The organism is Pseudomonas sp. SJZ078 (assembly GCF_007828255.1).
Taxonomy (GTDB): Bacteria; Pseudomonadota; Gammaproteobacteria; order Pseudomonadales; family Pseudomonadaceae; genus Aquipseudomonas.
The window spans coordinates 106,423-119,948 of the sequence record NZ_VIUG01000019.1 but is presented as its reverse complement, the minus strand read 5'-3'; the positions used below and the strand labels follow the sequence as shown (position 1 = coordinate 119,948).

The 13,526-nt window shown below is 55.1% G+C and carries 12 protein-coding genes, 4 tRNA genes and 1 pseudogene; 11 read left to right on the top strand and 6 right to left on the bottom strand.

What is annotated here, in order from left to right; all coding sequences use genetic code 11:
• The first annotated feature begins 284 nt into the window (after positions 1–284).
• The 3 genes and pseudogenes from FBY02_RS17795 to FBY02_RS28810 all read left to right on the top strand — a co-directional run bounded on the left by FBY02_RS17795 (position 285) and on the right by FBY02_RS28810 (position 3,756).
• Entirely contained in the window at positions 285–1,682 is a 1,398-nt protein-coding gene (locus FBY02_RS17795) for a PLP-dependent aminotransferase family protein (protein ID WP_144929562.1), read from the top strand.
• A pseudogene (locus FBY02_RS28815) lies at positions 1,615–2,847 on the top strand (HAMP domain-containing protein); the annotation flags it as partial. The gene FBY02_RS17795 and the pseudogene FBY02_RS28815, both read left to right, overlap by 68 nt.
• Positions 2,848–2,874: 27 nt before the next feature.
• On the top strand, positions 2,875–3,756 hold the full coding sequence (locus FBY02_RS28810; protein ID WP_371921429.1) for a methyl-accepting chemotaxis protein: 882 nt from the start codon (positions 2,875–2,877) through the stop codon (positions 3,754–3,756).
• Between the two features lie 172 nt (positions 3,757–3,928).
• Here the strand turns inward: FBY02_RS28810 and FBY02_RS17785 are convergent, their stop codons facing one another.
• On the bottom strand, positions 3,929–4,699 hold the full coding sequence (locus FBY02_RS17785; protein ID WP_144929560.1) for a hypothetical protein: 771 nt from the start codon (positions 4,697–4,699) through the stop codon (positions 3,929–3,931).
• A 356-nt stretch (positions 4,700–5,055) separates the two neighbouring features.
• On the opposite strand from FBY02_RS17785, the gene FBY02_RS17780 reads away from it, so the two are divergent.
• The 5 genes from FBY02_RS17780 to FBY02_RS17760 all read left to right on the top strand — a co-directional run bounded on the left by FBY02_RS17780 (position 5,056) and on the right by FBY02_RS17760 (position 6,365).
• A tRNA-Glu gene (locus FBY02_RS17780) sits at positions 5,056–5,131 on the top strand.
• Positions 5,132–5,133: 2 nt separating this feature from the next.
• Positions 5,134–5,209, top strand: a tRNA-Gly gene (locus tag FBY02_RS17775).
• 105 nt (positions 5,210–5,314) lie between these two features.
• A tRNA-Glu gene (locus FBY02_RS17770) sits at positions 5,315–5,390 on the top strand.
• A 3-nt stretch (positions 5,391–5,393) separates the two neighbouring features.
• Positions 5,394–5,469 (top strand) — tRNA-Gly (locus FBY02_RS17765).
• A gap of 263 nt (positions 5,470–5,732) precedes the next feature.
• Positions 5,733–6,365, top strand: coding sequence for a LysE family translocator (locus FBY02_RS17760; protein WP_144929559.1), 633 nt, complete (start codon positions 5,733–5,735; stop codon positions 6,363–6,365).
• Positions 6,366–6,401: 36 nt separating this feature from the next.
• Here the strand turns inward: FBY02_RS17760 and FBY02_RS17755 are convergent, their stop codons facing one another.
• From FBY02_RS17755 to FBY02_RS17740, 4 genes are all read right to left on the bottom strand, one after another.
• The gene (locus FBY02_RS17755) at positions 6,402–7,670 is read right to left on the bottom strand and encodes a PLP-dependent aminotransferase family protein (RefSeq protein ID WP_144929558.1); all 1,269 of its coding nucleotides are present in this window, start codon (positions 7,668–7,670) and stop codon (positions 6,402–6,404) included.
• A gap of 59 nt (positions 7,671–7,729) precedes the next feature.
• Positions 7,730–8,875, bottom strand: a complete 1,146-nt coding sequence (locus tag FBY02_RS17750; protein WP_144929557.1) for a PLP-dependent transferase — start codon at positions 8,873–8,875, stop codon at positions 7,730–7,732.
• Positions 8,872–10,356, bottom strand: a complete 1,485-nt coding sequence (gene amrS, locus FBY02_RS17745; protein WP_144929556.1) for an AmmeMemoRadiSam system radical SAM enzyme — start codon at positions 10,354–10,356, stop codon at positions 8,872–8,874. Before amrS ends, FBY02_RS17750 begins: the two co-directional genes overlap by 4 nt.
• Before the next feature lie 99 nt (positions 10,357–10,455).
• Positions 10,456–11,169: a YitT family protein gene (locus tag FBY02_RS17740; protein WP_144929555.1), complete on the bottom strand. Its 714-nt coding sequence runs from the start codon at positions 11,167–11,169 to the stop codon at positions 10,456–10,458.
• Between the two features lie 198 nt (positions 11,170–11,367).
• Between FBY02_RS17740 and FBY02_RS17735 the strand changes: the two genes are divergently transcribed.
• Positions 11,368–11,799, top strand: a complete 432-nt coding sequence (locus tag FBY02_RS17735; RefSeq protein WP_144929554.1) for an Lrp/AsnC family transcriptional regulator — start codon at positions 11,368–11,370, stop codon at positions 11,797–11,799.
• A 35-nt stretch (positions 11,800–11,834) separates the two neighbouring features.
• On the opposite strand, the gene FBY02_RS17730 is transcribed toward FBY02_RS17735, so the two are convergent.
• Complete coding sequence (locus tag FBY02_RS17730) at positions 11,835–12,704, bottom strand: DNA-binding response regulator (protein ID WP_144929553.1); 870 nt, start codon at positions 12,702–12,704, stop codon at positions 11,835–11,837.
• A 266-nt stretch (positions 12,705–12,970) separates the two neighbouring features.
• On the opposite strand from FBY02_RS17730, the gene FBY02_RS17725 reads away from it, so the two are divergent.
• Together FBY02_RS17725 and FBY02_RS17720 are read left to right on the top strand one after the other, a co-directional pair.
• Positions 12,971–13,165, top strand: coding sequence for a Flp family type IVb pilin (locus tag FBY02_RS17725; RefSeq protein WP_144929552.1), 195 nt, complete (start codon positions 12,971–12,973; stop codon positions 13,163–13,165).
• A 153-nt stretch (positions 13,166–13,318) separates the two neighbouring features.
• The gene (locus FBY02_RS17720) at positions 13,319–13,513 is read left to right on the top strand and encodes a Flp family type IVb pilin (RefSeq protein ID WP_144929551.1); all 195 of its coding nucleotides are present in this window, start codon (positions 13,319–13,321) and stop codon (positions 13,511–13,513) included.
• Positions 13,514–13,526: the final 13 nt, after the last annotated feature.

The following is a 13,526-nucleotide window of genomic DNA, read 5'->3' as shown; positions in this document are numbered from 1 at the left end:
TGAATGGGCATAAAAAATCCGATACCAGAGGACTGGTATCGGATTTTCTAGAAAGCCCGGCTTGGACTCAAATGCTTAAGTGAACAGCATTACGCGCCTGTCGCGGGCTTTTTCTTGGGCTGCTGGAAATTCCCTGGATCGGCCCGTCAATGTGTTTCAAGGCGTGAGAATCGGCCCTTTTGACGACGTTGTCGTACATCGTCCGGCGGCACCCTGTGCTTAACTGCCATCGGAAAACCGACTGTTTCTGGAAATAAAACAATCGCTTAGGAGCTTGGTTACTCATGGAGTTGAGAATCGACCGGCAGGCCCTGGTGCCTGTCGTGCAGCAAATTGTCGATGCGCTGGCCGGCTGGATTCGACAGGCTGGGGTGCAACCGGGGACCCGTCTACCTTCCATTCGCCAATTGGCGCGGGAAAATCTGCTCAGCCAGTCCAGCGTCAATGAAGCGTGTGAACGCCTGGTTGCCCAAGGGATATTGGCCTCCCGCCATGGCTCGGGTTTTTTCGTCGCATCACCTTCTTCGATCAGACCCGGACTTTCCGGCAGAGGCGTGTCGGATGAGGTGCAATGTCCCCGGGCCGATTCAACCGACAATGGACAGTGGGAATTGAAGTTGGGCAGTGGCGGATTGCCTGAACGTTGGCGCGAAAGCGATGACCTGGCCTATGCGATCCGCCAGGTCTCGCGCACCGACATGGCGGGGCTGTTCAATTACAGCACGCCGCTGGGGTTGCCCGCCTTGCGCGAGCAACTGTCCAGGCGTTTGAAGCAGCTCAATATCAATGTGGATGAAAACCTCATCCTGACCACGACAGGGGCGACCCATGGCCTGGACCTGATCGTGCGGACGCTGCTGCGGCCGGGCTGTTGCGTCGTGGTGGAAAGCCCCGGTTATTCGGGGCTGTTCGAGCTGCTCAGGCTCCATGGGATCGACATGATCGAGTTGCCCAGGACCCCACGGGGCCCGGATGTCGACGCGTTGCAAACGTTGTTGGCGACCCACCGGCCCAGCGCCTTGTTCATTAACAGCGCGTGTCACAACCCCACCGGCAGCTGCCTGGCGCCGGCCGTGGCCCAGCGGCTGCTGCAGTTGACCCGCAAGCATTCGGTGCTGGTGATTGAGGACGACGTCTATGCCGACTTCCAGAGCACAACACGGACCCGCTTGGCAGCGCTGGATGCCGATGTGCTTTATGTGGGCAGTTTCTCGAAAACCCTGAGCAGCTCCCTGCGGGTCGGTTTCGTGGTGGCCGGGGCTGCGATCATCGAGCGCTTGAGCAAGGTCAAGGCGATCACCAGCATGGGCGGTTCGCGGTTCTGCGAGTCGGTTGTCGCCGGCCTGTTGGCCAACGGCGCCTACCGCAAGCTGATCCAGCGCCAGCGGCAACGCCTGGCTACCGAAATGGCTGCGGTGCTCCAGGTACTGGAGGACGCCGACTGGACCGTCTTCGGCAAACCGGCCGGTGGGCTGTTCATCTGGGCACGTCCGCCCATGTGCGACTACGCTGGATTACAGCGCCTGGCCAAGCGGTTCGGCGTGCTGCTGTCTTCGCGTACAGCGTTCAGCCCTTCGGGTGTCGACAGTGACTGGCTACGGATCAACGTGGCCTATGCCCGGGACTCCCGGGCGTTGGCGTTCTTCCGGGCCACGGGTCTGGATCGACCTCAAGTGTTCTGAAAACGACGGAGCCGTAGCTTTTTGCCATTATTCCGACGTCAGCATCTTGTGCGATGGGGCGTCTCGTTGCGAATCTGCGATTACACACACTGGCAGAGGACTGAGCGCAATGATTTCGGCCGTGCAAAGACGTTTTGCCAACCTGGGTATGGCAAAGAAGCTGGGGATCGGGTTTGTCATGGTGCTACTGCTCACGGCAGTCGTGGCAGCCATCGGCGTCTGGTCCTTGCAAACCATTAGCCAACGCTTCGATGGCTTGAAGCAGATGTCATCGTTCAGTAGCGAGCTGCTCAAGATCCGGCTGCTCGAACAGGACTATGCACTGCGCTCCGATCCCAAGACGGTCGATGCCCTGCACCAGGGCGTCGACAGCTTGATCGCCAAGGCAAACGAGTTCAAGGCACAGTCGGCTGCCAATGTGCCGGTGATGAACGATGTGGAACAGGCCCTGGTGGCGTATCGCAAGGCGTTCGACGAGTTCGTCGGATTGAGCCAGAGCAAGGACCTGGCGCTGGAGATGGCCAGTTGGTCGGTGTCCAGCGTCGCGAATAACCTGGATGTGTTGCGGGCGGGGTTGGCGGATGATGGCACCTACACGTTGAAAGACACCCAGGGCAAGGAGGGCGCCGAATTCGTCGAACAAGCCAACCAGGTCAGCGAGGTGTCGCGGTTGATGCTGGTGGCCATGAATGAGGCGCGGGTGCGCCTCGATCAGACCCGCAAAGGCAGTGAAGAAGCCGGGCAGGGCCAGATCGAACAGGCCGAGCAGGCGATGAAGCAGGCCGAAGTGCTCAAGACCGCGATCAAAGACCCGGGCTACCAGACCGTCATCAACGAAGTGGCTGGGCACATCGCCGGGTTCAACGAGAAACTTGCCGAATATACCGGCCTGCTGGCCCAGGAGAAGGTCATCTCCGGGCAGTTGCGTGAACGGGCTGCCCAGGTAGTGGATCGGGTTGACCAGGCCTATGCGGCCGAAGATCAGGCCATGCAGGCCGAGTTGAAAAAGAATTCGTTGTTGATCGTCGGTTCGTCGGCCCTGGCGTTGCTGGTAGGGTTGATTGCGGCCTGGGTCATCACCCGACTGATCGTGGCGCCATTGCGCAGCGTCATCCGTGTCGCCCAGCAAATTGCCGGAGGGGACTTGAGTGCAACGGTCGAAGTGACGCGCCGGGATGAAATCGGGCAGTTGATGCTGGCCATGCAGCAGATGGGGGCCGGGCTGAGCAATATCGTCAGTGGGTTGCAGTCCGGTATCGAGCAGCTGGCCAGTTCCGCTCAGTCATTGTCGGCCGTGACCGAACAGACCAATCTGGAAGTCAGCAGCCAGAAAGAGGAAACCGAACAGGTTGCCACGGCCATGAACCAGATGACCGCTACCGTGCACGATGTGGCGCGCAATGCCGAGGAAGCGGCCCAGGCGGCGCAGACCGCCGACGACAAAGTCGAAAGTGGCCAGCAGGTGGTGCGCCAGAGTATGGCGCGTATCGAGCAGTTGGCGGACTCGGCCACGTCGGCCAGTTCCAGTATCGAAAGCCTCAGCGCCGAGATCCAGAACATCGGCACGGTATTGAGCGTGATCAAGAGTGTCGCCGAGCAAACCAACCTGCTGGCGCTCAATGCTGCCATCGAGGCGGCTCGCGCCGGTGAGCAGGGCAGGGGCTTTGCGGTGGTGGCCGATGAAGTGCGGGCCCTGGCCAAGCGCACACAACAATCCACCGAGGAAATCGAGCGGTTGGTGAGTGCCTTGCGTTCCGCCGCCCAGACTTCCGTGCAGCAGATCCAGAGCAGTGGAGAGCTGGTGAAGATGGCGGTCAGCGATGCCCTACAGACTGAAAGTGCCTTGGGCAGCATCGCGGCAGCCGTATCGTTGATCCAGCAGATGAACCAGCAGATCGCCGCGGCAGCCGAACAGCAAAGCTCGGTGGCCGAAGAAATCAACCGCAGCGTCACCAATATTCGCGCCAGTGCCGATCAATCCTCTCTGGCGATGCAAGGCAACGCCGCGTCCAGCGTTGAACTGGCGCAGTTGGGCGTAGAGCTGAAGGGGATGGTTGGGCATTTCAGGTTGTAACGTACCATAACCTGTGGCGAGGGGATTTATCGAAACCTCGCACCGCCCTGTGCTGGGCTGCGAAGCGGCCCAAAAACCTGAACATTCGGTGTGTCAGTTAATAACGTAGGGCTGCTTCGCAGCCCAGCGGGGCGGTGCGACGTTTCGCTAAATCCCCTCGCCACAATAAGGTTCAGTCGTAGACTTTCTTCTTCTTCCATTCATCGTTCATTTCGTCTTCCTTCAAACCTTCGGTCAACTGGTTGACTTCACCTTCGGCCGCCTTGGTACTGGCCAGGACCATGGCATTGACGCGGGCCAGGAGTTTTTCGAGGTAAGCCAGTTGTTCGGCATAGACCTGTGGTTCCTGCTGCTTGCGCAGGTATTGCACGCCGCGCTCGAATGCCAGGCGAGCTTGCCCCGGTTGTTCCTGCTGCAAGGCCTGTTGGCCGAGGTTGTTGAAGAACTCGATGTGCAGCAGCACCAGGATGTGCCGTACTTCGCGGATCCAGCGCTTGGCTTCGTTCGGCGGCAGAAACCCGTCCTGGGCGGCGCGGGTGATCTGGCCGTGCAAGGCCTCGAGCAGGAACCGCACGTCCTTGGCCTTGGCTTCGGTCTGGATCGGTGCCGGGGGATTGTTCACCGGGATCGATTCGCCCTGGGCCGCCAGGGTGTTCAATTCATCCAGGCGTGCCTTCACCGCGGCATTGGTCTTCTCCATGCCCAGCAAGCGCTGGCAGACATTGATTTCAAGACGGGTGATCAGCAGCTTCAGGGCCGGGGTCATGAACTGGCCGGGGAAGGTCTCGGTGAGCTCGCCGCAACGACGCAGGCGGTCATTGAGTTCAACCTTGGTGCGGGCCTTTTCCAGCTTGCTGTTTTCCGCCACATGGTTCATGTAGCCAATGGCGATCAACAGTGCGATCCCGGCTACGACAAGCAGGGTGATCATGAGTGGTGTCACCGGTAAGACCTCTTTAATAGGGTTCGCATACATCAGTGTAGTGGCTAGGCTTTTAAGCGCATAGGCCCGAACGACGAGATTAGACGGGCGTGTTGCTGGCCAGAGGCACAGTAGCGTAGATGCACATTGCCACTATTTGCCCGGCGCGACTATAACGTCTTGGCGGGCGACAGAATATAGGCGTCAGAGACTGGACGGGCAAAATCTGCGAATTGCTCCTCAAACCGGTCGAAGTCATTGATTTAAATAAATTTATATCTGGGGGTTGACGACCCCTCAATCCATCCATAGAATGCGCGCCACTTACAGCGTAAAGCACTCAGCCAAGCGCCATAAGCAGTGAATGTTGTACGTGTGTCCCCTTCGTCTAGTGGCCTAGGACACCGCCCTTTCACGGCGGTAACAGGGGTTCGAGTCCCCTAGGGGACGCCAATGCGGGAATAGCTCAGTTGGTAGAGCACGACCTTGCCAAGGTCGGGGTCGCGAGTTCGAGTCTCGTTTCCCGCTCCAATTTTAAACAATCTTGCTTTCGGGCAGGATTGAGTGAAACCAGAAACGATACCTTCGGGTTCGGTGCTGGGCACTGGGACACACACCATGTGTTCCGGGCAGCGTGTCCCCTTCGTCTAGTGGCCTAGGACACCGCCCTTTCACGGCGGTAACAGGGGTTCGAGTCCCCTAGGGGACGCCATTTGCGGGAATAGCTCAGTTGGTAGAGCACGACCTTGCCAAGGTCGGGGTCGCGAGTTCGAGTCTCGTTTCCCGCTCCAAATTCAAAAAAACGCCGCTCATCGAGCGGCGTTTTTTTATGCCTGTGAAAAAAACCATTTCAATCAGCGCTGGACCGCCCCAGGTGCTTTAAACGAACAATTTGCATGTTTTTTAGGGCGTGGGCCTTATTGCCTTAATAATGACGGAAGGTTTGGCGAAATACATGCAAAATTAACGGAAAAGCATGTGTGAAAATTAATAATTAATTTCTTAAAAAATGCCGTTCTCCTAACCTTCCAGTAGCCATTCTGGAGGTGTATCTATGTTGATTTTCGTTAAATCGATGGTCATTGGGCTTTGCATTGCGGCCCCTGTGGGGCCCATCGGGTTGTTGTGCATACAAAGGAGTCTCATGCTTGGCTGGAGAGCCGGTTTTGCGACAGGGTTGGGAGCGGCTACCGCCGATTCGATCTATGGGTTCATAGGTGCGTTGGGTATCACCGCGATCATCGCGACGCTCATCAGCTTCAAGCCCTGGTTATGTATTCTGGGAGGACTGTTCCTCGCCTACATTGGTTATCAGACTATACGATCTAACAGCAATGCGACCGCCATGGGGGGCGAGCGCGCCAACATGTTCAAGGCTTACTCGACCACGCTGTTCCTGACTTTGTCGAACCCCATGACCATTTTGTCGTTTATTGCGATTTTTGCCGCACTGAGCGATGGCATGACCAGCGAACAGGGCAGTCAGCACTCAGTGCTGCCCATGGTGACCGGCATATTTCTGGGCTCGGCCGTCTGGTGGCTGGGATTGAGCGGCTTCTCCTCCATTTTCAAGGCCAGGATCGCCCAGTCGAAGATTAAATTGATCAATTACTTCTCCGGGGCAACCATCAGTCTGCTAGGGGCGTACCAAGTGGCAACCGGCGTCATGCTGGCCACGGGAGCCTGAGAAGTTTCCCCTTCGGTGAATCGGTCCCCTTCGAAGTCAAAAGGGGACTTTACCCACTTTGGACTCAACGTAGGCTTTGAAACGACCTATCGCCTGTGTGGTTTGTGTGGCTGTCGCATTACTGAACGACAACCTGACCTGATTGACCCCTTCGTTCGTCAATGAGAACAAGGAGGTGGGGAATACAATGACCTTGAAGTGCCTGGCACACTCGTTCATTTCAGCCTGTCCGAAGACAAAAGGCAGGTGCACATTGATAAAGAAGCCACCCACGGGATGATTCCAGCTGACGGTTCGTTGGGAATCGCCTTCGGATGGAAATGCGCGCTCAAGGCATTCAAGCATGTGGTTCCTCTTCTGCGTATAAGACAATACTCTGGGTTGGTTCAGGTCCTTCAGCGAGTAATTGTTTTCGATCAGTAAACCGCCAACGATTGCCTGGCACAGGGCTGGGGTATTGACCGTGATCAAACTTTTGGCCTTGCATAACCTCGTGCTGAAAGGCATGACTCCTGCGCCTTCCGGAGCAACTACATAGCCCATGCGCAAGCCCGGGAAAATCGATTTGGAAAACGAGCCGAGCAGGAATACTCGGCGGCTGTCCATCGATCTCATCGACGCAATCTCATCTCCCTCGTATCGGAAGTAGCGGTATGCAGTGTCTTCCAGGATGAAGAAATTCAGTTCATTGGCTAAGCGGAGCATTGCCTGTCTGGCGGGATAGGACAGGCTGTCGGCAGTAGGATTGCTAAAGTCTGGAATCGCATACAGTGCCCGTATTTTTTCCCCTTTGGATTCAAGATCTTCAACCAACTTGCGCAGGGCGGCTGGATTGAGAAAGGTCGCCATTGGAACGGGGAGCATTTTTATGCCCAGCAGTTTTGCGATACCTGTGATCCCGGAAAACACCGGATCTGGCACCAGTAAAATACCGCCTCCCTCAAAGAGCGATAAGAGCGTCAAGGTGCAAGCTTCCTGGAAGCCCATGCACACCACGATATTTTCGGGACTGGAAATTTTTATCGCTTCATCTATGTATAGGTAGTCGGCGACTATTTCATTGATGATCCCGGAGGTTTTTCCATATTGGCAAAGCAGGGTTGCCAGTGAGAGTTCGGTACTGGCGACATGTTGTCGATAGCGGGCCAAGCCCTTGTCGATGAGCGCGGGATCGCAATACTCGTCGTCAGGTCGCCCGGAGGCCAGTGATATAGCCGCTGGGTTTTCCTGGGCAATCGTATTCAGAAGATGGATAACATTGAGGACAGGGTGTTCGAATAGCGTATTTTCGACTGCGTTGGGCACGCTCGCTTCTCCATAAAAAAGCAACGAGCGTTTTGGGCGCCCGTTGCTCATGACTACCGCTACGCAGGATTGAGTGAGCTTGCCTGGTCAGCCTTGTTTTCCATGGCTTCGAATGCTTGCAGCAAGTCCTCTTTCAGATCCTCGAGGTCTTCCAGGCCAAAGCACAATCGAACCAGGCCCTTTCCAATGCCCATGTCCGCTTTTTCCTGTTCCGTCATCGAGGCATGGCTACCACTGAACGGCTGCGCGACCATCGAGGTCACGCAGGCCATTCCCGTGCCGGTGCCAAACCATTTGAGGGCGCTGGTGAAGGTTTTGTAAAAGGGCACCAGGTCGGGCCGTATATCGACAAACACAATGCCGCCATAACCCGTCAGCTGCGTGCCATCGATGCGTGGGTAATAGACATGCTCGATAAATGGCAGTTCTCGCAGGTAGTTGAGCATGCTCAAGGTCGTATGGCTGTGTTTCTCCATGCGCAGGGTGAACGTCTGCATGCTTCGACGAAGCAACCATGCGCTATTGGGGGTCAATATCGAACCTGAATAAAAGCGACCTTCGAGCAGGCGGTTATAGATCGCCTGGTCGTTGACGAGCACCAGTCCCCCCATGACATCGCTATGCCCGGAGAAGTATTTCGTCGCACTGTACAGTGAGATATCGGCGCCAAAGTTCAGCGGCTTCTGGTAGATCGGCGTGGCCCACGTGTTGTCGACAATCACCAGGGCGTCTGGATTGATTTGTTTGACTGTTTTGCTGACCCCATGAATATCAATGTCTTTCAGGAAAGGATTGGTCGGTGTTTCAAAAATGACCATGTCGACGTTGGATGGCAGCGCCTTCAACCCAGTCTCTGTAGTGAGATCCAGGATCGTCAACTGTGCGCCGATACGTGCAGCGTATCGCTGGAACAGCTTGTAGGAGCAGCCATAGATGTATTTGTTGATAACCAGTGACCCGCCCGGTTTCAACAGTTCCAACACCATGTAGATGGCGCTCATCCCGGTGCTGTAGGCCAATGCGTATTCGCTCCCTTCCAGGGACGCGACCACTTGTTCCAACTCAGTCACATTGGGGTTGGCCTTTCTCGAATAGAAGAATGCCGAGTCAGCACTGAAGGCGCTGCATTGATAAATCGGTGTGACCGAGGGGTAAGCCTCTCGGTCATCGACTTTGATATGAAGTATTTCGGTGGATACGTTCATGCCTGGGTCACCATTCTGATGACCTGTTCGTACATGTTCTGCTTGCCCTCATAGCCAATGGTCGGCGTAATGTCGTTTTGCGAAATACCAATCTCTTCGATCGACTCGGTTGGGAAGTGAGCCCTGTCGAATACTTCATGAAGGTTTGAATTCACTCCGTCGGGTAGCCAGACCTCAGGCCCCGACTCATCGATTCGGGCCTTGGCGATAATGAATCGATAGCTTTCATGCGGGCGCAATGTCAGTGATTTCCAATCGCTGTTGCGCCCGTCGGTATAGTTGCGGCGCAGGTAGACGGTCTGTTCGAAGTCTTCGGTATTCAGCACCTGAGCGTGCAGCGATACGATATCTCCGTGCCACTCGAATTTTCGCTTCTCGTAAGCAGACAGCGCATCCTCTTGCATCCCGACCGGCGTACTGGCTTTGCATTCGCCCAGCAATTTGAAATGCGCATCATGGCCGCACCGGGAGCAGCAGCCTTTACTGTCCAGGCCGATGATTTCGGCGTTCAGGCCGTAGCGGGTAACGAGCAGGGCGTTACAGTTATTGCAACTGGTATTGGTACCTTCGACATCATTCACATTCCCCAGGTAGACATGCTCGACGCCCATGCTCCGGGCGACATCCCGAGCCTTCAGTAGCCTGTCCACCGGCGTTCGAACGCTATTGCTCATTTTGTAATCGGGGTGGAATCTCACGAAGTGCAGGGGCACGTTCGGACCCAGTTCATCCAATACCCATTGGCTGATTTTTCTGGCCGTGTCTTCATCGTCGCTGATGTCGGTCACCATCAAGGTGCTGACTTCAACATATTTTCCGGCGTCGTAGACTTTCTTGATACCTGCCAGGACCGGCTCAACCCAGCCCGTGGTGACTTTCCGATAGTATTCGGGGGAAATCGATTTGAGCGAAATCGAGAAAATATCAATGACCGGCAACAATTCATCAATGGCTTCTTCACTGATGAAAAAGGCTGATTTATACAGGTTGATCAGGCCTGCTTCCTTGGCCAGTTTTGCCGTGTCGAGGATGAATTCATGCCATACCACAGGATCGTTATACGTCCAGGAGAGGACGCGTATCCCGTGCTTGAGCGCGGTTTCCACGACCTGCTCCGGGGTGTAGTAATACACATCCTTGTCGGTGACATACTTGGCTTGCGAGGTTTTCCAGTTATGGCAGTAACCGCAGTTGAGCATGCAACCAATGTTGCCCAGGGAAAGGATTCGCTCGCCGGGGGCAAAGTGGAAGACCGCCTCGGTTTCGATCGTCTCTTCAGTGCTGTGAACGCCTTTTCCGTAATTCAATGTAACCAGTCGGCCGCCTCGATTTCCGCGAACCTTGCAAAAACCTAACTTGCCCTCCTGGATGACACAGTTGCGCGGTGAAAGATGACACTTTACAGCCCCCCCAGGAAGTAGTTCTTCCAGTTTTGCCGGGGTGCTTTCCAAGGTCCAGTTCTTATTTTTTGTAGTGTCCATCTCTCATTTCCTCATTGCGAAAGTTGCCAACAACATCATCGGTCAAAAAATTGAGGCGAAACGATCCAGCCGCCATAAGTGGCAGTCATTTTGTTGTAATCAGTAAACGGACGAGGCGCGTATCAACCCGTGGTTCTTGAGTGAGAAACGCCGGGTATTCATGTTCATGAACGGTTGAATAAGTGGGCCGATGACCAACAAGAAGGCAATTGTTCCCAGGCCAAAAGGACCTCCCAGCAACCAGCCACTTGAAAAGATGCCAATTTCAATGATCATTTTGGCCTTGGTGAATGACCAGCCCCATTTGGAAACCATGGTCAATACCACCAGATCCATGATTCTGATGCCGATACCGCTCATAATGATCAACGCAGACGAGTAGGCACACAGGATCAGTCCCAGCGCCAGTAACGTGTACTCATTGAGTCTGGCAATCAAGTACTCGCCCATTCCCAGCACCGACCATAAGTCAATCAGCAGGCCTGTCAGCGTGGTGGTGATGAATGGGCTGATCGGAGGGTATTTTTTATTCCAGAGCATCCACCATATTAGAAAGAACAAGGAGACAATGGCCGAGCATGCGCCCATTCCGAAGGCAAGTAGCTTATCTATCGAAATGATCAGGACATCTAAAGGATCGGTTCCCAGTTGGCTGATAATGAAGCACTTGGCGCCCACCGAAAAGAGGCAGACGCCCATCAGGTACATCAGCAGCTGATCCCTTTTGAAATTACCCAGATCTAGGACTTGCGTTCCAACATGCTGGGCCAACGGATGAGACTTTTTTCCACACTTTATTTTCTCATCTTCCATACGAACACCATCCCTGGAGAGAATATTTTATTATGCAGTGCGTCATGTTAACGAGGAGGGCTATTGATGCCCGGATTCTTTTCAGGCTTTTCAGGCAAGAAATAGGCTAGCACTCTGCTTTATTTTGGTGCATGATTTTTTTAATGAAAAACGCGGGCTTTTCATTAAATTTTACAGTTCTTACCAAGAGAAACGAACATGGACCGTATAGACATAAAAATCCTGGGGAAGGTACAGGACTGTGGCCGCATTTCCATCACGGAACTTTCCAAGCACGCGGGTCTTTCTATTCCTGCCACCACTGACAGGTTACGCAAACTGGAAGACTCCGGGGTCATCAAGGGCTATAGCGCCCAGTTGGACCCCGCCAAGTTGGGGTACGGCATCTCTGCTGTCGTCGGCATCACCACTCTCAAGCCGGCGAAAGCCAAATTGATAGCGACGCTCCAGGACATTCCCGAAGTCGTTGAGTGCCTGCATATCACGGGTAACGATTCCTACCTGATCAGGATCTATGCCAAATCGATGGCTGAAATCGAGGCGATCATTGCCAATATCAACGCGTACGGAGAGACGCGCACCAGCATTGTCTTGTCAGTCCCTATCGAGAGAAGAAAGCTCGCCCCTTGAAAGCCTGAACGCCAGTCTCCGTATCAAGATGCTCATCACCCCTCCAAGCTGTGTACCAGGCTCTCAAGCGTTGCCGTGCTCGTTTCCTCCGGCACCGATGGCGTGACGACCGTCGTGCGCACCTGTCGCGCCAGGCGGTATTCGCTGGGCGTGCAACTGGCGTACTGTTTGAAAGCGCGAGCGAAGTAGGACGGATCCTTGAAGCCGGCTTCATAGCCGATGCTGGTGATGGGCATTTCGCTGTTATCGAGCAGTTCCTTGGCAAAACTCATGCGCTTGTTCAGGACGTAGTCGGTAAAGCCCAGCCCATTGGCCTCCTTGAACAGGCGGCTGAAGCGAAACGTGGTCATGCCGCAACGCTTGGCCAGGTCACGCTGATCGATGCTTTCGCGAAAGTGCTGGTCGATGTACAACAGGATGTGGTTGAGGGCCTGGTGTTTCTGGTGGCCGGAGGTCAGGCGGATGCTGTCCGGCAGGGAGGGGGAGTGGTCGATCAACGACGTCTTGCCCCGGCCGCCGATATTGCGTCGCAACTCGCATAATTGCACCACCGCTGTCAGGTAGCGCTTTCTTTCGGTGGCTGAAAGGGGCAGGACCATGTATTCCCAGACATTGGAGCGCATGGCCCAGACCGCCAGCTCTTCGGAGTGCTGCACGGTGAACATGGTGATGGGGATGGTCGGCACGGTCCGTTTGATCTCCAGCAAACGCCTCAGGCCCGGGGTGTCCGGTCGGTCGAAGTGAATGCAGATCATGTCGACCTGCTCTCCACCCGGCAGCATGGTGTTGTTGGCCTGCGTGCAATGGCAGGCTTGCTCGAACTGGATGGCGAGTTCCTTCGTGGACCGATCGTGAGTCAGATCGAACCACAACAACCTTGGCTTTCCGGTCAGATTCGACGTCATGTGCCTACTCAGTGGTTCTTCCTGCCCTTTAGCCGGAAGTATCGTCAATGTGCTATTACCGCGCCGAATAAATTCTTATCAAAAATCACATTTTTATCGCCATTCCATCGCAACGGCTCCCACGGCCCCAGCGGATGACCTTGCGCAAAATAATCCTAGCGATGTGCAAAATCCTCCTAACGGCTACGCCGGCCTCCTGACTAGGGTTGCATCAGGCAGTTCGCAATGTCCTGCCCTTGAAAAACAACCCCGATGAGGTGCGCGAAATGACTCTTCAAACTATCAAGGCTTCGGTACGGAAGTTCGCCAAAGATGAAGATGGCCTGACCATTGTGGAATACGCCGTGGCCGGTGGGTTGATCACCGTATTGGTGGCCGCTGCCTTTGTTCTGCTGGGCGGTGCCGTGAATACCAAGATCCGTGCGCTGTGCCAGGCCGTCAACGGCAACGTTGCCTGCTGATCTCAACGCTTTGCGATAGGGGACACGGCAACTTTCACGGAATCACGCTTGCGACTCTTTTGCAGTGAGTACAACGAATATTTCAAATGGACTTGGCGCTGTCCCCACAACTAAGTTCATGGCCGTATTACTTCCGAATGTGAGGTAAATAAAATGACTCTGCACACAATCAGAACTTCGATCCGCCGGTTCGCCAAAGATGAAGAAGGCTTGACCATCGTGGAATACGCGGTGGCGGGTGGCTTGATCACGGTGTTGGTGGCAGCGGCATTCGTCCTCTTGGGCGGTGCGGTGGATACCAAGATCCGGGCGCTCTGCCAGGTCGTCAACAGCAACGTTGCCTGCTAACGATAACTGCAAC